This window comes from Micromonospora sp. KC207 (assembly GCF_004348615.1).
Taxonomy (GTDB): domain Bacteria; phylum Actinomycetota; class Actinomycetes; order Mycobacteriales; family Micromonosporaceae; genus Micromonospora.
Genome location: NZ_SMKJ01000089.1, coordinates 1 through 21,996 on the forward strand (window position 1 = coordinate 1; position 21,996 = coordinate 21,996).

Annotated in this window: 19 protein-coding genes and 2 pseudogenes; 12 read left to right on the plus strand and 9 right to left on the minus strand. The window is 73.4% G+C overall.

Translation table 11 applies throughout. The features are described 5' to 3' along the window. The 3 genes and pseudogenes from E1258_RS13810 to E1258_RS13815 all read left to right on the plus strand — a co-directional run. Positions 1-493: pseudogene (locus tag E1258_RS13810) on the plus strand (peptidase M23); the annotation flags it as partial. Positions 494-606: 113 nt separating this feature from the next. After that, the gene (locus E1258_RS33305; protein WP_165949759.1) at positions 607-753 is read left to right on the plus strand and encodes a hypothetical protein; all 147 of its coding nucleotides are present in this window, start codon (positions 607-609) and stop codon (positions 751-753) included. A gap of 49 nt (positions 754-802) precedes the next feature. After that, on the plus strand, positions 803-1,609 hold the full coding sequence (locus tag E1258_RS13815) for an EcsC family protein (RefSeq protein WP_207919552.1): 807 nt from the start codon (positions 803-805) through the stop codon (positions 1,607-1,609). Between the two features lie 198 nt (positions 1,610-1,807). On the opposite strand, the gene E1258_RS13820 is transcribed toward E1258_RS13815, so the two are convergent. After that, on the minus strand, positions 1,808-2,656 hold the full coding sequence (locus E1258_RS13820) for a GDSL-type esterase/lipase family protein (RefSeq protein WP_132400454.1): 849 nt from the start codon (positions 2,654-2,656) through the stop codon (positions 1,808-1,810). A 181-nt stretch (positions 2,657-2,837) separates the two neighbouring features. Between E1258_RS13820 and E1258_RS13825 the strand changes: the two genes are divergently transcribed. From E1258_RS13825 to E1258_RS13845, 5 genes are all read left to right on the plus strand, one after another. Continuing rightward, positions 2,838-3,101: a DUF6343 family protein gene (locus E1258_RS13825; RefSeq protein WP_036375103.1), complete on the plus strand. Its 264-nt coding sequence runs from the start codon at positions 2,838-2,840 to the stop codon at positions 3,099-3,101. Positions 3,102-3,113: 12 nt separating this feature from the next. Continuing rightward, positions 3,114-4,526, plus strand: coding sequence for an NADP-dependent succinic semialdehyde dehydrogenase (locus E1258_RS13830; protein WP_132400457.1), 1,413 nt, complete (start codon positions 3,114-3,116; stop codon positions 4,524-4,526). 124 nt (positions 4,527-4,650) lie between these two features. Continuing rightward, entirely contained in the window at positions 4,651-5,613 is a 963-nt protein-coding gene (locus E1258_RS13835; protein ID WP_132400460.1) for a TIGR03885 family FMN-dependent LLM class oxidoreductase, read from the plus strand. A gap of 37 nt (positions 5,614-5,650) precedes the next feature. Beyond that, positions 5,651-7,225 carry a Na+/H+ antiporter gene (locus tag E1258_RS13840; protein ID WP_132400463.1) on the plus strand — a complete coding sequence of 525 codons (1,575 nt, stop codon included), beginning with the start codon at positions 5,651-5,653 and terminating at the stop codon, positions 7,223-7,225. Next, positions 7,222-7,479 (plus strand): UBP-type zinc finger domain-containing protein, encoded by a 258-nt coding sequence (locus E1258_RS13845; RefSeq protein ID WP_132400466.1) that lies wholly within the window; start codon positions 7,222-7,224, stop codon positions 7,477-7,479. Before E1258_RS13840 ends, E1258_RS13845 begins: the two co-directional genes overlap by 4 nt. A gap of 87 nt (positions 7,480-7,566) precedes the next feature. Here E1258_RS13845 and E1258_RS13850 read toward each other — a convergent pair whose 3' ends face one another. Then, complete coding sequence (locus E1258_RS13850; protein ID WP_132400469.1) at positions 7,567-10,188, minus strand: glycoside hydrolase family 9 protein; 2,622 nt, start codon at positions 10,186-10,188, stop codon at positions 7,567-7,569. 207 nt (positions 10,189-10,395) lie between these two features. Here E1258_RS13850 and E1258_RS13855 point away from each other — a divergent pair, with 207 nt between their 5' ends. Then, complete coding sequence (locus E1258_RS13855) at positions 10,396-11,124, plus strand: PP2C family serine/threonine-protein phosphatase (RefSeq protein WP_007075691.1); 729 nt, start codon at positions 10,396-10,398, stop codon at positions 11,122-11,124. A 36-nt stretch (positions 11,125-11,160) separates the two neighbouring features. On the opposite strand, the gene hrpB is transcribed toward E1258_RS13855, so the two are convergent. Genes hrpB through E1258_RS13870 form a run of 3 tightly spaced genes read right to left on the minus strand, consistent with a single transcriptional unit; the run spans position 11,161 to position 14,817 of the window. Next, a complete protein-coding gene (hrpB, locus tag E1258_RS13860; RefSeq protein ID WP_132400472.1) occupies positions 11,161-13,704 on the minus strand; it encodes an ATP-dependent helicase HrpB in 2,544 nt (847 codons plus the stop codon). Positions 13,705-13,733: 29 nt separating this feature from the next. Continuing rightward, positions 13,734-13,934, minus strand: a complete 201-nt coding sequence (locus E1258_RS13865; RefSeq protein ID WP_036375106.1) for a DUF397 domain-containing protein — start codon at positions 13,932-13,934, stop codon at positions 13,734-13,736. Positions 13,935-13,974: 40 nt separating this feature from the next. After that, entirely contained in the window at positions 13,975-14,817 is an 843-nt protein-coding gene (locus tag E1258_RS13870; RefSeq protein WP_132400475.1) for a helix-turn-helix transcriptional regulator, read from the minus strand. Between the two features lie 144 nt (positions 14,818-14,961). Between E1258_RS13870 and E1258_RS13875 the strand changes: the two genes are divergently transcribed. Beyond that, complete coding sequence (locus tag E1258_RS13875) at positions 14,962-15,588, plus strand: GPP34 family phosphoprotein (RefSeq protein ID WP_132400478.1); 627 nt, start codon at positions 14,962-14,964, stop codon at positions 15,586-15,588. 43 nt (positions 15,589-15,631) lie between these two features. Beyond that, a complete protein-coding gene (locus E1258_RS13880; protein ID WP_132400481.1) occupies positions 15,632-17,158 on the plus strand; it encodes an APC family permease in 1,527 nt (508 codons plus the stop codon). Between the two features lie 252 nt (positions 17,159-17,410). On the opposite strand, the gene E1258_RS13885 is transcribed toward E1258_RS13880, so the two are convergent. Both E1258_RS13885 and E1258_RS13890 read right to left on the minus strand, forming a co-directional pair. Next, positions 17,411-18,235 (minus strand): SigB/SigF/SigG family RNA polymerase sigma factor, encoded by an 825-nt coding sequence (locus tag E1258_RS13885; protein ID WP_132400484.1) that lies wholly within the window; start codon positions 18,233-18,235, stop codon positions 17,411-17,413. 228 nt (positions 18,236-18,463) lie between these two features. Continuing rightward, a pseudogene (locus E1258_RS13890) lies at positions 18,464-20,034 on the minus strand (phospholipase D family protein). 142 nt (positions 20,035-20,176) lie between these two features. Between E1258_RS13890 and E1258_RS35425 the strand changes: the two are divergent. After that, entirely contained in the window at positions 20,177-20,305 is a 129-nt protein-coding gene (locus E1258_RS35425) for a hypothetical protein (RefSeq protein ID WP_255348999.1), read from the plus strand. Positions 20,306-20,392: 87 nt separating this feature from the next. On the opposite strand, the gene E1258_RS13895 is transcribed toward E1258_RS35425, so the two are convergent. Next, entirely contained in the window at positions 20,393-21,379 is a 987-nt protein-coding gene (locus E1258_RS13895; protein WP_132400487.1) for a pirin family protein, read from the minus strand. An 11-nt stretch (positions 21,380-21,390) separates the two neighbouring features. Continuing rightward, positions 21,391-21,870, minus strand: coding sequence for a MarR family winged helix-turn-helix transcriptional regulator (locus E1258_RS13900; protein WP_132400490.1), 480 nt, complete (start codon positions 21,868-21,870; stop codon positions 21,391-21,393). Positions 21,871-21,996 lie beyond the last annotated feature (126 nt).

The following is a 21,996-nucleotide window of genomic DNA, read 5'->3' on the forward strand; positions in this document are numbered from 1 at the left end:
GCCCTCCGCCGCGCGGAAGCGAACCGCGCCGAAGCGACCCGCCGGTCCCGCCCCCGTGGCCGGCCTGACGAAGGCCCAGATGGCGAACGCGAAGGTGATCGTGCGCACCGGCCGCGAGCTGGGCTTCCCCCGGCGAGGGCTGGTCATCGCGGTGGCCACCGCGATGCAGGAAAGTAACCTCTACAACCTCGCCAGCGGGGTGCTGCCCGAGTCGCAGGAGTACCCGCACCAGGGCGTCGGCTGGGATCACGACTCGGTCGGGCTGTTCCAGCAGCGGGCCAGCAGCGGCTGGGGCGAGGTGGGGCAACTGATGGATCCCGAGTTCGCCACCCGGCAGTTCCTCACCGCCCTGGCGGAGATCCCGGGCTGGGAGGAACTGCCGCTGACGGTCGCGGCCCAGTCCGTGCAGATCTCCGCGTACCCGGACCTCTACGCGCAGCACGAGTGGCGGGCCGCAAAGGTGGTCGACGCGTTCCTGTCCGCCGGAATGTGACCCCCCGGACCGCGCTCGCAGGCGTCCGCCGGGCCCCACACCGGACACAGTGGACGGTTGGCGTTTGTCGGGGCAGGGTACACATGATGGAGAACGACCGACAGGAGGACGACATGTCAGCACTGATGCAGCGGATCACCCGGTTCCTCCGGACGCCGCAGGGGCAGCAGCTCGTGGACCGGGGCCGCCGTGAGTTGGCCAAGCCGGAGACGCGGAGCAAGCTGAAGCAGTTCGCCTCCCGCCTGTCCGGCCGGCGCTGACCGCGCCGACGCCGCCGTACCCGCCCGTCACCGACCCCCGGGAGCTTCCGTGACCGATTCCGCCCCCGTCGACGGCCAGCCAGCCGCTCCCACGCCGGTCCCGCCAGCGGTGCCGAAGCCGCCGGCGGTGCCGGTCGCGCCGGAGGTGCCGGGGGCGCCGCTCCCGCCGGCCGCCGTCGAGGACGCCCCGGAGGGGCCGCCGGCCCGGCTCTGGGACCGCATGCGGGAGGACCCGCAGTACGCCCCGGAGCACCTGGCCCTGGAGGCGGTGCGCCGGCTCGGGCCCGAGGCGGCCCGGTGGGTGGCCCGCGCGCGGGCGGAGCGGCCCGACGCTCAGGTGGAGGAGCTGGCCGAGCAGGCGGTGCGCCGATTCGTCAACCGGGCCCGGCTCTCCGGGGCGGTCTCCGGCGCGGCCGGGCTCCCCGGCGCGGTGATCGACGTCGGGGTGCTGGCCTGGACCCAGGCGCGGATGGTCCTGCACGTCGCGGCGGCCCACGGGATCGACCCGACGCACCCGGACCGGGCCACCGACCTGCTGGTGTTGCAGAAGGTGCACAAGGTGGCCGAGACCGCCCGGCTGGCGCTGGGCGTGGCCGCCGGCCGGGAACGCGCCGGGGCTCTGTTCGGCTCCGGCGGGCAGGCCGCGCTGGGCAAGGTGATGATCCGGCTGGGCGTACGGCTGGCCCAGATGGCCGGGGTGCGGGCGGCGAAGCGAATCTTCGCCAAGGTGATTCCCGGTGCCGCGATCATCCTCGGCACCTGGGCGAACTCGTCGGCGACCAAGGACCTCGCCGAGCGGTCGCGCCAGCTCTACCGCAGCATGGGCCCGGCCGGGGGTGTCCCCCGGCCCCGCTGAGCCCGCGTCACCGCCGCGCCCTTGCCCCAGGGACGGGGGCGCGGCCGTGAGCCCAGGTGGGGCGCTCCCGCCCGGGAAGGGCGCGGCCGTGAGAAGAGATCGGCGGCGTTTCCGCCCGGGAACGGGCGCGGACGGCGCTCCCGGGCGCGTCAGTGCTCGAGGCTTTCGGGCGCGTCAGCGCTCGACGCTTCGGGCGCGTCAGTCGAAGCCGGCGGCGCGCCAGGTCACGTCGGCCAGCCGGCCCTGACCGGCGACGTTGGGGTGGAACCAGTCCAGCGCATTGACCAGGTCGAGGGTGAACCGGACGCGGTGCACCGCCCCGCCGTCGTACCGGCACCGCGAGCCGTACGCCCGGCAGGCCGACTTCAACTGCGCGTTGTACGCGTCGATGCGGTCCCGGACCTTCGCTCGCCGCGTCACGTCGTCCGGCGCGGTCGACGTCGCGTCGGCCAGCAGCGCCGGGCACACCCCCTGTCGCCACGCCCGCACCGCCCGGGAGTCGGTGTGCCCGACCTCCCAGAGCCGGTGCAGGTCGGGGATGCTGACCACCAGCACCCGCGCCTTGGGGCGGCCCGTGCGCAGCACCCGTAGGCCCTCGTCCACCTGCTTGCGGAACGTCGCCGCCGGCGTCATGGCGTCGACGTCGTCGCGGCACGCGTCGTTCGCGCCGATCAGCACCGTCACGTAGTCGGCGCGGTCGCGGACCGCCGCCTCGGCCTGCCCGGCCAGCGCTGCGGCCCGCGCGCCCGGCTTGGCGTGGTTGTGGGTTGCACCGCGCAGCTTCGGGTTCCGGTCGACCAGTCGCTGGTAGTGGCTGTCCACGCGCAGCCCGTCACCGGTGGACCACGAGTTGCGCTCGCAAGAGCTGAGCATCAGGCAGGAGGCGAAGCCGGTGCTGATCGAGTCGCCGAGGGCGGCCATCACGGCCGGCGTGCCGGGAGCCGGCGACCCGCCGGACGGCCGAGGGCTGGCCTCGCCGCCGCTCTCGCAGGCGAGCGCGACCAGGGCCAGCAGACAGGCCACGGCGGCGACCCAGCGTCGAGGCATCTTTCCCCAGTCCTGCGGCGGAGTGCGACAGCCAGCTCACCCTACGTGCGGGACCAGCGCGGACGGTGGTCTGCTGTCGGCTTTCCGGCGCTCGACGGCCCAGACGTCCCCGGGTGTGGTATACGGCTCGACCGCGACCCGATGCCCGGTTAACCGGGCCGATTGGGGGTAGCCCGCAGGGATGACGAGATCACAGCCCCGCCGCGCCCGCGGCACCGTGGGCCACGCGTACAGCGCGCTGAACCTTCGCCTCGCGCTCGCCGGCTTCGGGCTCGTGACCATGGCGCTGTTCGCCGTGCTGGCGGTGTGGGCCGACGTGGTGTGGCTCGGCGTCGTCTGCGCGTTCTTCGCCGTCGTCGCCGCGGTCGACCTGGTCGTCATCCAGCGCCGCCGTGCCGCGCGCCGCCGGGAGTCCCCGGGCGCGCGGCACTCGCTGTTCGAGTGACAGGAGTACGAGATGTCCATCGCCACCACCAACCCGGCCACCGGACAGGTGCTCAAGTCGTACGACCCCATGTCGGACGCGCAGGTCGACGCCGCCATCGAGCGGGCCGACCTGGCGTTTCGGGACCTGCGCCGGACCACCGTCGCCCAGCGGGGCCGGTGGCTGACCGCCGCCGCCGACCTGCTCGACGCCGAGCGCGACGAGACCGCCCGGGGAATGACCACCGAGATGGGCAAGACGTACGCCGCCGCCAAAGCCGAGGTCGCCAAGTGCGCCTCGGCGTGCCGGTTCTACGCCGCTCACGCCGAGCGGATGCTTGCCGACGAACCCGCCGACGCCCGGTCGGTCAAGGCCAGCCGGGCCTTCGTCCGGTACCAGCCGATCGGGCCCGTGCTGGCGGTGATGCCGTGGAACTTCCCGCTCTGGCAGGTCATGCGGTTCGCCGCGCCGGCCCTGATGGCCGGCAACACCGGCCTGCTCAAGCACGCCTCGAACGTGCCGCAGACCGCCCTGTACCTGGAGGACCTGTTCCGCCGCGCCGGATTCGGTGCGGGCGTCTTCACGACCCTGCTCGTCGGCTCGGACGCCGTCGATTGCATCCTCAGCGACCCCCGGGTACGCGCCGCGACCCTGACCGGCAGCGAGGGCGCGGGCAGGTCCATCGCCCAGATCGCCGGCCGGGAGTTGAAGAAGACCGTGCTGGAGTTGGGCGGCAGTGACCCGTTCGTGGTGATGCCCTCGGCGGACCTGGACCGGGCCGCCGAGGTCGCCACCACCGCCCGCTGCCAGAACAACGGCCAGTCCTGCATCGCCGCCAAGCGGTTCGTCGTGCACACCGACGTCTTCGACGCGTTCGCCGAGCGCTTCGCGGCGAACATGGCCGCGCTGCGGGTCGGCGACCCCATGGACCCCGCCACCGACGTCGGCCCGCTGGCCAGCGAGAAGGGCCGGGACGAGATCGACGCCCAGGTCCGGGACGCGGTCGGCAGGGGTGCCACCGTGCTCTGCGGCGGCGAGAAGCCGGCCGGCGCGGGCTGGTTCTACCCGCCCACCGTGGTCACCGACCTGCGGCCGGAGATGCGGATGTGGTCCGAGGAGGTGTTCGGGCCGGTCGCGGGGCTGTACCGGGTGTCGTCGTACGCCGAGGCGATCGAGGTGGCCAACGGGACCGCCTTCGGTCTCGGCGCGAACGCCTGGACCACCGACCCCGAGGAGCAGGAGGGCTTCGCCACCCACCTCGAGGCCGGCAACGTCTTCGTCAACGGGATGACCACCTCGTTCCCCGAGCTGCCGTTCGGGGGTGTGAAGAACTCCGGGTACGGCCGCGAGCTGTCGGCGCTGGGAATGCGCGAGTTCTGCAACACCAAGACCGTCTGGGTGGGCCGGGGCGAGACGACGGCCGGCGCCGGGGCGCACGCCGAGTAGGCGGGCGCCGGGTCGGCGCTGGTTGACAAGGGTCCCCTGCTCCACCGAATGCGCTAACAGGGGGCCCTTTCCTGCGGGGCAGGCGTGGGTTGGTTGGACTCCGGCGTGGGTAGGAGGTGCGCCCATGACGGTGTTCGGCTTCCACGCGTCCCACGAGCAGATCCACCCGGCCAGGCTGCTGGAGGCGGTGACCCACGCCGAACGGGCCGGCTTCGACGCCGCCATGTCCTCGGACCACTTCTCCCCGTGGAGCGCCCGGCAGGGCCAGTCCGGTTTCGCCTGGTCCTGGCTCGGGGCGGCCCTCCAGGCCACCAACCTGCCCTTCGGCGTGGTCAACGCGCCCGGCCAGCGGTACCACCCGGCGATCATCGCCCAGGCCATCGGCACCCTCGGCGCGATGTACCCGGGCCGGTTCTGGGCCGCGCTGGGCACCGGCGAGGCCAGCAACGAGCACATCACCGGCGACGCGTGGCCCCGCAAGGACGTCCGCGTCGCCCGGCTGCGCGAGTGCGTCGACGTGATCCGGGCGCTGCTGGCCGGCGAGGAGGTCAGCCACGACGGCCTCGTCACGGTCGACCGGGCGAGGCTGTGGACCCGCCCCGAGCAGCCGCCGGCGCTGATCGGGGCGGCCGTCAGCGTGACAACCGCCCGCTGGTGCGCGCAGTGGGCCGACGGCCTGATCACCGTCAACGCCCCCACCGGCCACCTGCGCGAGATGATCGACGCCTACCGCGACGCCGGGGGCCGGGGCCCGCTGCACCTACAGGTGCACGTGAGCTGGGCGCCCGAGCAGGCCGAGGCCGAGGCGATCGCGTACGACCAGTGGCGCAGCAACGTCTTCGCCCCGCCGGTCTGCTGGGACCTGGAGACGGTTGAGCACTTCGACGCCGTCTCCGCCGACGTGCCGATGCGGCGGGTCACCTCGACGGTCAACGTCTCGGCAGACCTGGGCCGGCACGTCGGTTGGCTGCAGGAGTACCTGGAGTTGGGCTTCGACCAGATCGCCCTGCACCACGTCGGGCAGGAGCAGCGGGCCTTCATCGACGCCTTCGGGGCGCAGGTGCTACCGAGACTGCGGGCCGCGTGATCGGCGCGCGCCGGGTGGGGCCCTAGGCTCGTATTCCATGGAGTCCCTGTTCGAGGTCGTCGTCTTCCTCGCCATCGCGACGCTCGGCGCGGCGCTGGCGCGCAGGCTCGGGCTGCTCGCGCCGATCCTGCTCGTGGTGGTCGGCCTCGCGCTCTCCTTCGTGCCGGGCTTCCCCCAGGTCCAGCTCGACCCGAACCTGGTGCTGGTGGGCATCCTGCCGCCGCTGCTGTACGTGGCGGCCGTGGAGACGTCGGTTCCGGCGTTCAAGCTCAACCTGCGGCCGATCCTGCTGCTCGCCGTCGGGCTGGTGATCTTCACCGCGTTCGCCGTGGGCCTCGTGGTGCACCTGCTGCTGCCGGCGGTGCCGTTCGCCGTCTGCCTGGCCCTCGGCGCGGTGGTCGCCCCGCCGGACGCGGTCGCGGCCACCGCCGTGGCCCGCCGGATCGGGCTGCCCCGCCGGGTCGTGACGATCCTTGAGGGCGAGAGCCTGGTCAACGACGCCACCGCGCTGGTCCTGCTGCGGGTGGCCACCATGGCGACGATCGGCACCTCGGTCGGGGCCGTCGACGTGGCCTCGGAGGTGCTGATCGCCACCGGCGGCGGCATCCTGGTCGGCGTGGCCGGGGTGGTGGTCTTCGGGTTCCTGCACAAGCGGATCACCGATCCGCTGCTGGACAACGCGGTGTCGCTGATCGTGCCGTTCGCGGTCGTCTTCGCCGCCGAGGAGATCCACGCCTCCGGGGTGGTGGCCGTGGTGGTGACCGGGCTCGGGATCGGGCACAAGATGCCGATGTTGATGTCGGCGGCCTCCCGGCTTCAGATCGGGGCGTTCTGGCGGCTGGCTCGCTTCCTGCTGGAGGGGCTGGTCTTCCTGCTGGTCGGCCTCCAGTTGCGCGAGGTGGTGCGCGAGCTTGACGAGCCGCTGGGCTTCCTCGCCGCCATCACCGGGGCGGTGCTGGTCACCGTCTTCCTGACCCGGTTCGTCTGGATCTTCCCGGCCACCTACCTGGCCCGCCTGGTGCCCAGGGTGCGGCAGCGGGACCCGGCCCCGCCGGCGAAGTTCCCCATCGTCATCGGCTGGGCCGGGATGCGGGGCGTGGTCACCCTGGCCGCCGCGCTGGCCCTGCCGCTGACCCTCGCGCAGGACCGGCCCTACCCCCGGCAGTTGTTCATCTGGCTGGCCTTCGCGGTGATCGTGGTGACGCTGGTCGGCCAGGGCGCGACCCTGCCGGCGGTGGCGCGCCGGCTGAAGCTGCCGGCGGACGACCCGGTACAGGACGCGCTTTCTGCCGCGGGCGTCCAGCAGCAGGCCAGCCGGGCCGCCCGGAAGCGGCTCGACGAGTTGGCCGAGTCCGCGCCGGCGGCGGTCGTGGAGCGGCTGCGCCGGGTGTCGACGGAGCGGACCAACCTGGCGTGGGAGCGGCTCGGCGGCACCGAGCGGGAAACGCCGTCGCAGGCGTACGGTCGGCTGCGGCAGGAGATGATCGACGCGGAGCGGGAGGTGTTCCGGGCCGCCCGTGACTCCGGCCGGATACCGGAGGAGGTGCTGGTGCAGGCGTACCGCGACCTGGACCTGGAGGAGTCGCTGCTGCGGCGGGAGGGGGACTCGTGAGCTGCGAGCACCTGACGGGGGCGGGCACGGCCGAGCCTCGGACCACGACGGAGTGCCCGGACTGCGTGGCCGTCGGCAACGACGACTGGGTGCACCTGCGGTCCTGCCTGACCTGCGGGCACGTGGGCTGCTGCGACTCGTCGCCGTACCAGCACGCGTCGAAGCACTTCGCGGACGTTGGTCACCCCGTGATGCGCTCGATCCAACCGGGGGAGGCGTGGCGCTGGTGCTTCGTCGACGAGGAGATCGGCTGACCCGTCACGACCGTGGCCCGGAAGCTGGACGATCGTGGCCGACAGCGGGTGGCCTCCCCGCATGGGGAGGCCACCCGTATCAGTGGGTCAGGACAGGGTGCAGGCGGAGCCGTTGACCGTGACCAGGCCCGGTGCCGGGTTCGCGCCGCCGGCCGTGGTCGCGTTGAAGCCGAAGCTCGTGCTGCCGCCCGGGCCGATCCGGGCGTTGTACGACTCGTTCTTCGCCGTCACCGTGGCCCCGGACTGGGTCACCTTCGCCATCCACGCCTCCCGCACCTTCTGGTCACCGGTGAAGGCGAACCGGGCGGTCCAGCCGTTCACCGCGACGGTGCCGGTGTTGCGGATGGTCACCTGGGCGGTGAACCCGTTGCCGCCGTGCCAGGTGCCGTAGTTGTCGTACGACACCGAGCAGGTGGGCGCCGGCACGGCCGCCGCGTCGTCCTGGTCGGCGAGGAACGAGGCCAGCCAGGTCAGCGCCGAGTTCCAGTTGATCGCGACCTCGTTCGTCGAGTACGAGTTGATGTCGTCGATGTAGCAGAACATCGGCTTGCAACCGGCGAGCTTGTTCGCCGAGAACGGGTCCTGGAGGCCGGCGTTCGCGCCACCGGCGAGCGAGCCGGCGGGCGGGTTCGGCAGGGTCGGGTCGAACTGGTTGCCGAACATCCGGCTGTGCTGGTTGTGCGCCGCGTGCTCGCCCCAGCCGGTGACGTACGAGATGTTGAGCGCGTTGCGGCCGAACAGGTAGTCCGCCGCCTGCACGGCTCCGTCGCGGTACTTCGCGTTCCGGGTCAGGTCGAAGGCGGTGGCCAGCACGACCGCGTTGTTGGCGATGTTGCCGTTGGCCCCCCAGAAGTAGCTGTCTTTGTCGTCGGGCATCGGCAGCCCGTACGGCTGGCTGGCGATGATCTCCAGGTAGCGGTCGGCGGCGGCGGCCACCGAGGCACGCACCCGGTTGCGGTCGGCGGTCGGGAGGCCATTGGGGACGGTGGCCAGGCCGAGCCGGCCCAGCGCGGCGACGCCCTGCCAGCTGAAGCCCCGGTCGCCGAAGACCGCGCCGGTGTGGTGCTTCGAGGCGGTCAGGTCGGTCAGGTACGCGGCCTGGCCGGTGGTCAGGAACAGTTCGGCCGCGGCCCAGTAGAACTCGTCGCTGACGTCGGCGTCGTCGTACGCGCCGCCGCCGGTGCCGTCGGTGGGGCTGGCGTAGATCGCCGGGTGGGCCTTGGCCGCCGCGTACGCGGTTTTCGCGGCGGTGCCGCAGCGGGTGGCGAACGCCGCGTCGTACGGGGCGAACAGCCGGGCGCACTGGGCGGCGACGGCGGCCAGGTTGAGAGTGGCCGCCGTGGACGGCGGGTGCAGCTCGCGCGGCTGCGGGTCGGCGGCTGGGTCGAGCGGCAGGCCGGTCCAGTTCCTGTCGTGGATCTTGTGGTGGACCATCCCGGCCAGCGGCTTGCCGGCCGGCACCTGCATGCGCAGCAGGAACTCCAGCTCCCAGCGGGCCTCGTCGAGGACGTCCGGCACGGCGTTGCCGCGCTCGGGCACCCGCAGGGTGCTGTCGCCCAGCGCCGCGCCGCCGTCGGCGGTGGCCGCCGTCTTGGTCCGCTCGAAGGTGTTCAGTAGCTGATAGGTGGCGATGCCGCCGTTGACCACGTACTTGCCGTGGTCGCCCGCGTCGTACCAGCCGCCGCGCACGTCGAGGGAGTAGTCGCAGACACCCGGCTGGCAGGGCACGCTGGTGTCGCCCTGGTTGGGGGCGACGCCGAGGTGGCCGGCGGCGCGGGCGTACTTCTCGCCGACCAGGTCGCCGTCGATGGCGATGCCGCTGCGCTGGATGTAGAAGAACTGGAGGGCGTCGCTGCGCAGCCGGTCGTAGAGCGTGCCGGAGATGTCGAACGGGTGGCTGGTCTCGCCGTCGGCGACGAGCGTGTAACCGGTGCCCGGGGTCCGGTAGGCGGAGAAGTCGATGGTCTGCACGTTCTGCCCGGAGGCGGCGTCGACCCCGCGCGGGGTGCTCTGCCCGCTGGCGACCACCGCGCCGGCGGCGGAGCGGAGCTGCCAGGCGAACGGGGTGGTGGCCTCGGTGACCACGGTGGCGTTCTTGGGGCCGCCGGGCAGGTAGCCGACCTGGTTCACCCGCACCCGGGGCCCGGTGTCCGGCTCGTACGGCTCCGGCGGCTCGCCGCCGCGCAGCGAAACGTTGTCCAGGCAGATGGTCTGCTCGGCGGCAGCCCCGCCGACCTGGAACACGAGCTGGGCGCTCGGGTTGCTCTCGGCGGCGGTGAACGTCTTGGTGAAGTGCTGACTGGCGCCGGTGGCGGCGGCGTCCACATTGGCGTACTGCGTGTAGGGGGCGGCACCGAGCTGGAGCACGGCCTTGACGTTCGCCCCGGGGGTGGCGGAGACGTCGAAGGACAGCTCGTACTCGGCGCCGGCGGTCAGCGGCACGGCGTCCTGGCCGAACGCGGCGTCCCAGGGATTGGCCAGCCCACCGGGGACGGTGGCGCAGAGCCGGCCGTCGGTGACCCCGAGCGGGCCGGTGCCGTAGGAGAACCAGGGGGCGACGCCCTCGCCGAAGTCGCCGTTCTTGATCTGCTCGGGAGCGTCCGGGGGGACCTCGGCGTGGGCCACGCCGGCGGTGGTGCCGGTGAGGGCCAGGGCGGTCGCCGCAGCGAGGGCCGCGAGGCGGCCTCGACGGCGTCGGGATGGCGTCACGGGGGTTCCTTCCAGGGGGACAGACTGAACCGATTCTGGGAGCGCTCCCAATATCGCTTCGATATTTCCAGCGGGTGTCTGCCATGTCAATTGAGGAGGCTGGATAAGATTACCGGCCTGGCCCGACGCGTGAGATTCGCCGCGCCACGCGGCGTCGTCGCGATCTCCTAGAGACAACTGCGCCCTCCAACTGGCAGGCTGCGTGCCATGACCCTGAAGCTGCGTTCCGTGGGGGCGAGCGACCGCGGGCTGATCCGCAGCGGAAACCAGGACGCCCTGCACTCCGGCACCTGGCTCGTCGCCGTCGCCGACGGCATGGGCGGGATGGCCGCCGGTGACCTGGCCAGCCGCATCGCGATCGACGCGGTCGGTCCCCTGGACCTGGCCACACCCGAGGACGCCCTGGTCGCCGCCCTGCAGAGCGGTATCGAGCTGGCGACCGCGCGGATCGCCCAGGCGGTGCGCGAGGACCCGGAGCGGCAGGGCATGGGCACCACCCTGACCGCCCTGCTCTTCGCCCGCACCGGAAGCTGCCTCGCCCTGGCCCACGTCGGCGACTCCCGCGCCTACCTGTACCGGGAGGGGGTGCTCAAGCAGATCACCCGCGACGACACCTTCGTGCAGATGCTCGTCGATCAGGGCCTGATCACCGCCGACCAGGCCGCGAGCCATCCCCGCCGGGCCGTGGTGACCCAGGCGTTGCAGGGGGAGGAGGTCTCCCCGGCGTACGCGACGATGGTGCCCCGGGCCGGCGACCGGTGGTTGCTGTGCAGCGACGGCTTGTCCAACGTGGTCCGTCCGGACACCCTCGCCGAGGTGCTGGGCGGCAACCCGGACCGGGAGGCGTGCGCCCGGCGGCTGATCGACCTGGCGCTGCGCGCCGGCGGCCCCGACAACATCACCGTCGTCATCGCCGACGTGGTCGCCGAGGACTGACCCGGCCCCGCCGTGCCCGGGCCGACCGAGCGGGGGTCAGCGGCGGCGAGGGGCCGCCCGGCGGGTCGGCTCGGCCGTGGTCGGGTCCTCCGGCCAGGGATGGCGGGGGTAGCGTCCGCGCAGCTCCGCGCGGACCTGCGGGTAACCGGTGCGCCAGAACGACGCCAGGTCGGCGGTGACCGCCACCGGCCGCCCGGCCGGGGAGAGCAGGTGCAGCAGCACCGGTACCCGCCCGCCGGCGACCCGGGGCGCGTCGGCCCAGCCGAACGTCTCCTGGAGCTTCACGGCGAGCACCGGGGCGGCCGGGTCGGCGTAGTCCACCCGCACCCGGGAGCCGCTGGGCACGACGATCCGTTCGGGGGCCAGCTCGTCCAGCCGGCCCGCCTGCGACCAGGGCAGCAGCCGGCGCAACGCGGCGGCGACGTCCACCCGGGCCAGGTCGGTGCGGCGGCGGGCGGCGGCCAGCTCCGGGCCGAGCCAGTCGTCCACGCCGGCCAGCAGCGCTCCGTCGGAGACGTCCGGCCAGTCCGGTCCCAGCGCGTGCCGGCAGAACGCCATCCGCTCGCGCAGCGCCCGCGCGGCCGGCGACCAGCTCAGCAGCGCCAGGCCTTCGCTGCGCAGCCCGTCGCGCAGCGCGGCGGCCACCAGCGCCGCGTCGGGGCGGGCCAGCGGCCGGGTGACCAGCTCGATCGCGCCGAGGCGGACCACCTCCCGGGCCACCACATCCCCGCCGGACCAGGCCACCTCCCGCCCGGAGCGCAGCAGCGGCTTGCCGGCCTCCCGCGCCGTCGTCTCGTCCAAACCGGTGGCCAGCCGCACCCGTGCGGTCGGCGCGCCGGGGGAGCGGTCGGCCACCGCGACGGCCAGCCACGCCATGCCGGCCAGCCCCGAACCCGGGGCCAGCTCCGCCGCGGTTCCGCCCGCCATCAGGTACGTCGACCCGCCGGCCCGGCGGGCTCGGGCCAGCCGCTCGGGGTACGCCAACCCGACCAGCAGCCCGGCGGCGAGATCGTCGGGCAGCGGACCGGCCGGCCGTTCCCGCGCCGGGGCAGTCGATACCGCCGGGGCGGGCCCGGCGGGCAGGGAAGCGCGCAGCCGGCGGGTCTCGGCGCGCCAGCGGGTGGTGGCAGCCGCATCCGTGCCCGCGCGCAGCCGCCGCCACGCGGCGGTCAGGTCGTCACCCGGCCCGGCGACGGTGTCGTCCGCGAGCAGCGCCACCACCTCGGCGGCCCGGTCCGCGCCGACCACCGGCGCGCCGTCGAGCAGCGCCCGGGCCAGCCGGGGGTGCGCACCGGCCCCCGCGATGGCCCGCCCCCGGGCGGTGATCCGACCGGTGGCGTCCAGCGCGCCGAGGGTGGTCAGGGTGTCCCGGGCGACCGTCATGGCGGCGGCCGGCGGCGGGTCGGGCAGGGCCAGCCCCGTGCCGTCCGGGTTGCCCCAGGCGGCCAACTCCAGGGCGAACCCGGTGAGGTCGGCGGTGGCGATCTCCGGCTCCGGCTGGGCGGCGAGCCGGGCGTGGCTCGCCTCCGACCAACACCGGTACACGTGGCCGGGGGCCTCCCGGCCGGCCCGGCCGGCCCGCTGGGTCGCCGCCGCCCGGGACACCGGCACGGTCACCAGCGTCCCCAGCCCTCTGGACAGGTCCACCCGGGGTATCCGGGCCAGCCCGGCGTCGACCACCACCCGGACCCCGGGCACGGTCAGGCTGCTCTCCGCCACGGCCGTGGCCAGCACCACCCGCCGCCGGCCGGCCGGGCGTAGCGCGGCGTCCTGCTCGGCGGCGCGTAGCCGCCCGTGCAGGGGCAGCAGGTCGACGGCGCCCCGCAGGGCGGCCAGCCGGCCGGTCACGGCGGCGATCTCGCCCACCCCGGGCAGGAAGACCAGCACGTCCCCGTCGCGTTCGGCGAGCGCCCGGCGGACCGTCGCGGCCACGTGGTCCAGCAGCGCCGGGTCGACCCGGCCGGACGCGGTCACGGCGGCCGGCCGGGGCGGCGGGGCCCAGACCCGGGTCACCGGGTGCAGCGCCGCCTCCGCCCGCACCACCGCAGCCGGTGCGCCGTCTGCGCCGAGCAGCGCGGCGAACCGGTCCGCGTCCGGGGTCGCCGACATGGCCAGCAGCCACAGGTCGGGGCGCAGCGCCTCGCGCGCCTGCGCGGTGAACGCCAGCGCCAGGTCGGCGTCGAGCTGCCGCTCGTGGCACTCGTCGAGCAGCACCGCGCCGACGCCGGGCAGCTCCGGGTCGCGGTGTAGCCGGCGTACCAACAGACCGGTGGTGACCACCTCGACCCGGGTGGCGGCGCCCACCCGGCGCTCGCCGCGTACCGCGTACCCGACCCGGTCGCCGACCCGTTCGCCGAGCAGGGCCGCCATCCGGTGCGCCGCAGCGCGGGCGGCTACCCGGCGTGGTTGGGCGATCACCACCCGGCCGGCGACCGCCCCGGCCACGGCCAGCGGGGCGAGGGTGGTCTTTCCCGTGCCCGGCGGCGCGACCAGGACCGCGCCGCCGGTCGCGCGCAGCGCGTCGAGCAGCGCCGGCAGGGCGGGGCGGACCGGCAGGTCGAGGGATACGTCGGCGAGCACCGTCCTACTGTCGCACCGGCCGCCGGGTGTCAGCAGGGGCGTACGGCGTCAAGGCCGGCGACGAACGCCCCCCAGGCGGCCGGGGCGAAGGCCAGCGCGGGCCCGCCGCGGTCCTTGGAGTCGCGGACCGCGATCCGACCGTCGGCTGTGGCCACCTCGACGCAGTTGCCGTTGCCGCTGCTGCGGCTGCTGGTCCGCCAGGCCGCCCGGGACAGGTCGAGCGCGGTCATCGCCGTACCTCTCATCTTCTGCTGGCGCGCCGCGATGCGGTCACGCAAAGTTACGAGAAGCGTCCTCCAGGCGGGTCAACGAATCCGCCGAACTGAGCGCCATCCGGCACAGCTTCTCGTGCAACAGGCTATACCCGCACACGTGATCGGCTTCCTCCAGAGCCAGTCCCATTGTGAGGTTATCCAGGTAAACCACGGATGCGTCGGCGTCGTCGGAAAAGCCCAGGATGACGTACGGGGTAGTCATCGCGGGGTGCCCGCCGGCCGAGAATGGAAGTACCTGCACCGTAACGTTCGGTAGTTGCGCGACGTGGTGGATGTGGGCGAGCTGCTCGGCCATCGCGGCCGGCGCGCCGACCGGCCGCAGCAGCACCGCCTCGTTGAGCACCACCGACAACTCGACCGGGTCCTCCCGGTGCAGCACGTCCTGGCGGCGCAGTCGGACGGCTACCTTGCGCTCGATGCGTTCCTCCCCGGCGGTCAGCCGGTAGATCGCCCGGGCGTACGCCTCGGTCTGGAGCAGGCCGGGCACGGCCTCGGCCTCGTACGTGCGCAGCGACGCCGCGTCGGCCTCCAGCCCGACGTAGAACTCGAACCACTCGGGAAGCACGTCGCTGTAGTTCTGCCACCAGCCGCGTTGCTGCGCGCCCCGGGCGATCTCGATCAGCGCCTCGGCGTCGGCCCCGGTGACCTGGTAGAGCGCCAGGGCGGCCCGGACGTCCCGGGGCTTGATCCCGATCTGGGCGTTCTCGATCCGGGAGAGGTTGCTCTTGGACATGTCGAGCTGGCGGGCGGCGACGTCGAGGGTCATCCCTGAAAGTTCGCGCAGGTGGCGCAGCTCGCGGGCGATTCGGCGGCGACGGATGGTCGGGCTGGCGGTCACCCTCCGAGTCTGTCATGCCAAGATCCCCAGGTCGTTCGGATACGGAGTGCAACTGTCGAAAGTGGGAGTTGCATTGCAATCGGCTGACGTGCATCCTTTCACCCGGCGTCGATCAGTTGTGGACAATCCGTTCGGGAGGCTCGTGTGCTCACCGCCGACGAGTTCTATCTGATCGCCCACAACGACAGCCGCGGCAAGCCGAAGCTGCATTCCAGCGCGGCGGGCATCGGCCTGGCGGCGGCCCTGCTCGGCGAGCTGGTCCTGTTCGGACAGCTCACCGTCTCCGCCGGGAACGTGACCGTGGTCGACCGCCGTCCGCCCGCCGACGCCCTGGCCCACACCGTCCTGGACCAGTTGGTCGGCGAGTCCCAGCACCAGTCGGTGCGCACCTGGCTGAGCTTTCTCGGCCAGAGCGCGGCGACCTCGGTGGCGGAGCGGCTGGCCCGCGCCGGCGTGCTGCGGCGGCAGGAGAACCGCCGCCTGCTGCGTACCAGCGTCAGCTACGCCCCGATCGACCTCAACGCGGTGGCCTGGCCGGCGACCCGGTTGCGTGCCCTGCTCGACCGGCCGGAGCCCCCGACCGTGCCCGACGCGCTGCTGCTCGGCCTGGTTTCCGCCGCCGGCCTCACCCGCGAGGTGCTGTGGAGCGCCGGCCCCCGCGCCCACCACCGGCTCAGTGTTCTCATCCCGGCGTTGCCCCCGCCGTTGAAGGAACTCGTCGCGCACACCGAGGCCGCCGTCGGCGCGGCCGTGCTGCGCGGCATGCCCTGACGGCCGCCGGCCCCTCACCCCATTCTCGAACTGGAGCCCTTCGATGCCTCCGACGACGGCGATCGGACGACCGAGCAACGTCTCCGACGCCCTGGCCCGCAGGCGCCGCGGCGTGCCGTCGGTGATCTTCTTCGTGCTGTCCGCGGCGGCGCCGCTGACCGTGGTGGCCGGCGTGGTCACCACCGGGTACGCCGTCACGGGGGTCACCGGAATGCCGCTGGCCTTCCTGGTGGTCGGCGCGGTGCTCGCCCTCTTCTCCGTCGGGTACGTGGCGATGGCCCGCCGGGTGGAGAACGCCGGCTCGTTCTACGCGTACGTCTCTCGGGGGCTGGGCCGGCCGGTCGGCGTCGGCGCGGCGTGGGTCGCCCTGCTGGCGTACAACGCGCTCCAGGTCGGCCTGTACGGCGCGATCGGGGCGGCGGCGACGCCGGTGCTGGAGCGGCTCTTGGGCGTCGCGCCGGCCTGGTGGGTGGTGGCCCTGGTCGCCTGGGCCCTGGTCGCCGTGCTCGGTCTGTTGCGGGTCGACGTCAACGGCATGGTCCTGGCGGTGCTGCTGGTCGCCGAGATCGCGGTGATCCTCGTGTTCGACCTCGGGCAGCTCAGCCACCCGGCCGGCGGGTCGGTCGACCTCGCCGCGTTCTCCCCGGACAGCCTGCTCGTCCCGGGGGCGGGCGCGTTGCTGGTGCTTGCCGTGACCGGCTTCGTCGGCTTCGAGTCCTGCGTGGTGTTCAGCGAGGAGAGCAAGGAGCGTCGGCGCACGGTTCCGATGGCCACCTACCTGTCGGTGGCGATCATCGCCGGGCTCTACGCCCTGTCGTCGTGGGCGATGACCGTGGCCGTCGGGCCGGATCGGATCTCCGCGCGGGCCGGCGAGCAGAGCGTCGAGTTGATCTTCAACCTGGCCGCGGCCCACCTCGGCGACACCGCCGTCACCATCGGCCAGGCGCTGTTCGTGACCTCGGTGCTGGCGGCGATGATCTCCCTCCACAACACCACCGCCCGGTACGCGTTCGCGCTCGGCCGGGAGCGGGTGCTGCCGGCGGCGTTCGGGCAGATCTCGCCGCGCACCGGGTCGCCCCGGGTCGCCTCGCTCGCGCAGAGCGTTCTCGGCCTCGTGGTGATCGTGCTGTACGCGGCCATCGGCTGGGACCCGGTGCTCCAGCTCTTCTACTACGCCGTCGGCGGCGGCGGGTTCGGCGTGTTGCTGCTGATCACCACCACGTCGATCGCGGTGATGGCGTACTTCGCCCGGACCCGGGCGCGGGAGAGCCTGTGGCGACGGCTGATCGCCCCCGGTCTGGCCGCGGTGGCGCTGGTCGCCATCATCACGGTGGCGGTGGACAACTTCGCCATCCTGCTCGGCGTCGCCCCCGACTCCGTGCTGCGCTGGGCCGTCCCCGCGGCGTACCCGGTGGCCGCGCTGGTGGGCGTGCTCTGGGCGTTGGTGTTGCGCCGCAGCCGCCCGGACGCCTACGCCCGCATCGGGCTGGGGGCGGAGAGCGCCATCCTGCTGGCCGCGCAGGACTTCGGCGGCGAGCCAACGCGGGTGCGTGCGGGGTCGTCGAGGTGAGTGAGAGGCTCGGTTCCGCGCTGCTGCGCCATCACCACGCCTGGTTGGACGACAACGGGATGCCGGACGGCACACCGTTCTTCCCGATGTGGCGGGGGCCGGCGACGGCCGCCTGACGGACAACCCCCGGTGGCCCGACGCGTATCGGGCCACCGGGCCCGGTTCCGCCCCTGGGCCGCGCGAGGGCCCGGCCGGCGCACCGCCGACCGGGCCACGGGACCGGCGGTGGCGCACGCCACCGCCGGTGTGTTCCTAGTACGTGCCGTCGAGCTGACCCCGCAGCTTCGTCAGCGCCCGGGCGAGCAGCCGGGACACGTGCATCTGCGAGACCCCGATCTGGTCGGCGATCTGCGACTGGGTCAGGTTGCCGTAGAAGCGCAGGGTGAGGATCTTCTGCTCGCGCTCGTCGAGCGTGGCGAGCGCCGGGCCGAGGGCGACCCGCAGCTCGGCCAGCTCGAACTCGTTGTCCTCGCCGCCGAGCATGTCGCCCAGCTCGGTGGCCCGGTCGCCGTCGCCGGTCGGGGTGGACAGCGACACCGCGTTGTAGGCGCGGGCGCCCTCCAGACCCTCCAGCACCTCTTCCTCGGTGAGCTTGAGGTGGGCGGCGATGTCGGCGACCGTGGGGGAGCGACCCAGCGTCTGGAGCAGGGTGCTGTTGGCGTCGGAGATCGCCAGGCGCAGCTCCTGGAGGCGGCGCGGGACCCGGATGTCCCAGGTGCGGTCCCGGAAGTGCCGCTTGAGCTCGCCGATGATGGTCGGGATGGCGTAGCCGGCGAAGTCGACGCCACGCGACGGGTCGAACTTGTCGATGGCCTTGATCAGGCCGACGGCGGCGGTCTGCGCGAGGTCGTCGGTCGGCTCGCCCCGGCCGCTGTAGCGGTGGGCGAGGTGGTTGGCCAGTGGCAGCCAGGCCTCGATCGCCCGGTCCCGCAGCGCGGCGCGCGACGGGTGGTTGGCGGGCAGTGCCGCCATCGTGTTGAGCAAATCGGCTGCGCTGTCGGTGAGCGCACGCGGGTTGAGCTTGGCCGTGGCCGCCGGCGTTGTGATCGTCTGCTCGCTGGTCGTTGGCGCGGTCATGGGTGGTCCTCCCTGCACCTCGTCCGCGGATAAAGACGTGACGCTTCGGTTTAGCTTCAGATGGGCCGTTCGGGACTTACCTTAGCCTGATCGGCTCCCGGAAATCTAGCCGAAAGTACGATGCACTTAAGGCTTTTCTAGCATGTTTCTACCTCAAAACGGTCACTGATATGCGAACAAGTGATCGCGATTGCTGGTTCCGGGGCCCGGGCGGGAGTGGACCGACGGTCACCAGGTGCCGGACCGGCGCGCCGCAGCGGCCTGCCGTCGGGGTCGTAGACCAGCCGGTACGCCGGCAGCGCCCAGGCCCGGGTGTACCAGGCCAGCCGCTCGGGGCGGTGCGGGCGCAGCCGGCCCGGCGGGCGCGGGCCGACCCGGCCCGAGGCGTGCCAGCGCTGCAACGCCTCGGCGGCCGACGTGATCGCCCAGACCGCCGAGGCCGGGTCGAGCGGATCGTCGTCCTGACCGCCGCCCGGGTCCCGATCCAGGTGCTCCCGCCACAACCGCAGCCGCAGGTTTCGGGCGAAGCGGCGGGCCCCGTCGCCCAGTCCGGCCGGGTCCTGTGGGGCGCGGGAGTCCCGGGTCTCGTCGAGCACCGCGCAGGACAGCTCGCTGTCGTGGGTCCACGAGCGGCGGTTGAAGTTGTCACTGCCGACGCTGGCCCACACGTCGTCGACCACGCAGACCTTGGCGTGCACGTACACCGGGTCGCCCGCGTGGTTCTCCAGGTCGAAGACGTGCACCCGGTCGGGCGCGGCCTTGTCGCACAGCGCCAGCGCCTGCTCCCGTCCGACCAGGTTCGGCGGCAGCGCGAACCGGCCGTCGACGTCGGGATGACGGGGGAGCACGGCCACCAGGTGCAGCTCCGGGTTGGCGCGCAGCGCACGGGCGAACAGGTCGGCGACCTCGGTCGACCAGAGGTACTGGTCCTCCAGGTAGATCAGCCGGCGGGCCCGCCGTACCGCCCTGGTGTAGCCGCGTGCCACCGTCCGCTCGCCGTCGGGGGCGAAGGAGCAGCGCGGGCGCACGGCCGGGTAGGTGCGCAGCACCTGGATCTGGTGCGGGCCGCACGGCGGCGGGTCGGGCAGCGGGTCCGGGCGCAGGTCCGCCCTGCGCAGCCGGTCCCGCAGGTACGCCAGGGGGTTCTCCGAGTCCAGCGGCATCGGGTCGGTCCATCGCTCCCGGAACGTGGTGTCCAGCGCGCCGACCACCGGCCCGCGCAGCGCGAGCTGCGCGTCGTGCCAGGGCGGGTGGTCACCGTACCGGGGCGACATCAGCACGGCCTGCCGGTCGCCGTGGTGCGCGGCGTCGTCGCGGCGGCTGTGGCACAGGTCGATTCCGCCCGCGAAGGCGATGTCGCGCTGCGGGGCGTCCGGGTGGCGCAGCACGACGAGCTTCTGGTGGTGCGAGCCGCCCCGGCGGACCCGCTGGTCGAGCAGCACCTCCGGCCGCGCAGACTGTCTCGCTCAGGCTGCGGTTCTCCGCCTCGCTGAACGACAGGGCGTCGAGGTGGGAGCGCCACAGCAGACCCTTGGCCACCACGCCGCGCTGGGCGGCCTGGCTGAACAACTGGGCGACAGTGGGGCCGCCAGGGCGCATCAGCTCGTCCGGGTCGCCGCGCCAGTCGGTGGAGAAGAGGTGGTCGCCGGCACGCAGCGCCTCCACCTCGCTGACCAGCCGGTCAAGTGCGCCGCGCCGTGAATCAGCGGCTCGGCGAGGTTTCCGGTCGTTCAGACGGGTAACCGTGAGACCGGGTTGGCGCGTTCGGCCGCGGTGAGGAACCAGTCCCGCATCGGCACGCTCCAGCCTCCCGAGGTCGACAACGTCCTCACCGTAGGACCCCCGCGCCGGGTCCGCATGCCGACCGGTACCCCCGGTGACCTGGCTGACGATCCGCGCGGTGCCGCCCGACAGCGAAGCGAACACCGAGGAGGCCGCACGATGCCCGCCGAGCCGCACGATGTCATGACCGAGCACCGCGAACAGCCGGTGGAGGGCGAGCGGGGCGCGCTGGTCGCCGTGTTGGTGATGGTGCTGCTGGGGGTGGCGGGAATCTTCGCGCTCTCCTGAGCCCGTCTCTCGAGCACGCGGGCTTGTTTCGCGTACACCGAGGGGCGTCACCGGGTGCCACCCGGTGACGCCCGGGTCCGGCACCGGTCAGGGGCGGTCGCCCTGCCCGCCGGAGTGCGGCAGCCGTTCGACCGGGATCACCCCGAGCCGGCCGGCCTGAAAGTCCTCGAACGCCTGGATCAGCTCGTCCCGGGTGTTCATCACGAACGGCCCGTGGTGGGCCACGGGCTCCCGGATCGGCTGCCCGCCCATGACGTAGAGCTCCAGGGTGGGGCTGTTCGAGTCCTGCGTCCCGTCGGCGGTGACCCGCAGCGCGTCGCCCGGACCGTGGACGGCGAGCTGGCCGGTGTGGAACGGCCGACGGTCGGTGCCGACCGTGCCGCGCCCCGCGAGCACGTAGACCAAGGCGTTGAAGTCGGCCCGCCAGGGCAGGCTCAACTCCGCCCCGGGCTGCACCGTCACGTGGGCGATGGTGATCGGGGTGTGGGTCGAGCCCGGCCCCCGGTGCCCGGCGATCTCGCCGGTGACGACCCGGATCAGCGCCCCGCCGTCCGGCGTGGTGAGCAGCGCCGACTCCTTGCCGCGGATGTCCTGGTATCGCGGCGACTTCATCTTCGCCACCCGGGGCAGGTTGACCCAGAGCTGGAGGCCGTGGAACAGGCCGCCGCTGACCACCACGTGCTCCGGCGGGGCCTCGATGTGCAGCAAGCCGCTGCCGGCGGTCATCCACTGGGTGTCGCCGTCGGTGATCGTGCCGCCGCCGCCGAGCGTGTCCTGGTGATCCATGATCCCGTCGATCATGTAGGTGACCGTCTCGAAGCCCCGGTGCGGGTGCCACGGGGTGCCCTTCGGCTCGCCCGGGGCGTAGTCGACCTCGCCCATCTGGTCGAGGTGGATGAACGGATCCAGCTCGTGCGTCGGCACCCCGGCGAAGGCCCGGCGGACCGGGAAGCCCTCGCCCTCGTACCCGCTGGGGGCGGTGCTGAGCTTGCGGACCGGGCGGTAGCGGGTGGACTGGTCGAGCCGGGGCAGGCGGGGCAGGACGAGAACGTCGTCGACCGTGATGGCGGGCATCTCGAACTCCTTTACTCGCTGGGGGTGACCGAGGCGTCGCGGTCGGCGCGCAGCCGCCGGCCGAGGCGTTCGAAGACCCGGGTCAGGCAGGCGACCTCGGTGTCGTCGAGGTCGTCCATCAGATGGGTGCGCACGGAGCGCAGGTGGTGCGGCGCGGCTTCGCGCAGCGCCAGCAGCCCGGCGGCGGTGAGCACCGCCTCGCTGCCGCGCCGGTCGACCGGGCAGGCTTCCCTGGCGACCAGGCCGCGCTTCTGCATCGTGGTGATCTGGTACGTCAGCCGGCTGGGCGAGAAGACCAGCCGGCTGGCCAGCTCGCCCATGCGAAGCCGCTGGCCCGGCGCCTCGGAGAGCAGCACGAGCACGTGGTAGTCGGCGAAGGTCAGCTCGCTGTCGGCCCGCAGGTCGTCCTCAAGCTGGGTGAACAGCCGCTGGCTCGACTCGATGTAGGCCCGCCAGCAGGCCATCCGCTGCCGATCCAGACTCTCCGACATGCCGCAACAGTAGCACTCTTTCAAATTTTGACTACTACTGCCGCTGCGGTTGGCGGACATCACACGGAGATTGATGGACGACTCCATTCGGATTTGAACAGCCGGCCGGAAATCGCCCGACGGGAC

What these genes read in the sequence shown, in the direction of transcription:
- E1258_RS33305 (WP_165949759.1), top strand. Translation starts at nt 607, where the DNA reads ATGTCAGCACTGATGCAGCGGATCACCCGGTTCCTCCGGACGCCGCAG.
- E1258_RS13820 (WP_132400454.1), bottom strand. Translation starts at nt 2,656, where the DNA reads ATGCCTCGACGCTGGGTCGCCGCCGTGGCCTGTCTGCTGGCCCTGGTC.
- E1258_RS13825 (WP_036375103.1), top strand. Translation starts at nt 2,838, where the DNA reads ATGACGAGATCACAGCCCCGCCGCGCCCGCGGCACCGTGGGCCACGCG.
- E1258_RS13830 (WP_132400457.1), top strand. Translation starts at nt 3,114, where the DNA reads ATGTCCATCGCCACCACCAACCCGGCCACCGGACAGGTGCTCAAGTCG.
- E1258_RS13835 (WP_132400460.1), top strand. Translation starts at nt 4,651, where the DNA reads ATGACGGTGTTCGGCTTCCACGCGTCCCACGAGCAGATCCACCCGGCC.
- E1258_RS13840 (WP_132400463.1), top strand. Translation starts at nt 5,651, where the DNA reads ATGGAGTCCCTGTTCGAGGTCGTCGTCTTCCTCGCCATCGCGACGCTC.
- E1258_RS13855 (WP_007075691.1), top strand. Translation starts at nt 10,396, where the DNA reads ATGACCCTGAAGCTGCGTTCCGTGGGGGCGAGCGACCGCGGGCTGATC.
- E1258_RS13865 (WP_036375106.1), bottom strand. Translation starts at nt 13,934, where the DNA reads ATGACCGCGCTCGACCTGTCCCGGGCGGCCTGGCGGACCAGCAGCCGC.
- E1258_RS13880 (WP_132400481.1), top strand. Translation starts at nt 15,632, where the DNA reads ATGCCTCCGACGACGGCGATCGGACGACCGAGCAACGTCTCCGACGCC.
- E1258_RS13885 (WP_132400484.1), bottom strand. Translation starts at nt 18,235, where the DNA reads ATGACCGCGCCAACGACCAGCGAGCAGACGATCACAACGCCGGCGGCC.
- E1258_RS35425 (WP_255348999.1), top strand. Translation starts at nt 20,177, where the DNA reads ATGCCCGCCGAGCCGCACGATGTCATGACCGAGCACCGCGAACAGCCG.
- E1258_RS13895 (WP_132400487.1), bottom strand. Translation starts at nt 21,379, where the DNA reads ATGCCCGCCATCACGGTCGACGACGTTCTCGTCCTGCCCCGCCTGCCC.
- E1258_RS13900 (WP_132400490.1), bottom strand. Translation starts at nt 21,870, where the DNA reads ATGTCGGAGAGTCTGGATCGGCAGCGGATGGCCTGCTGGCGGGCCTAC.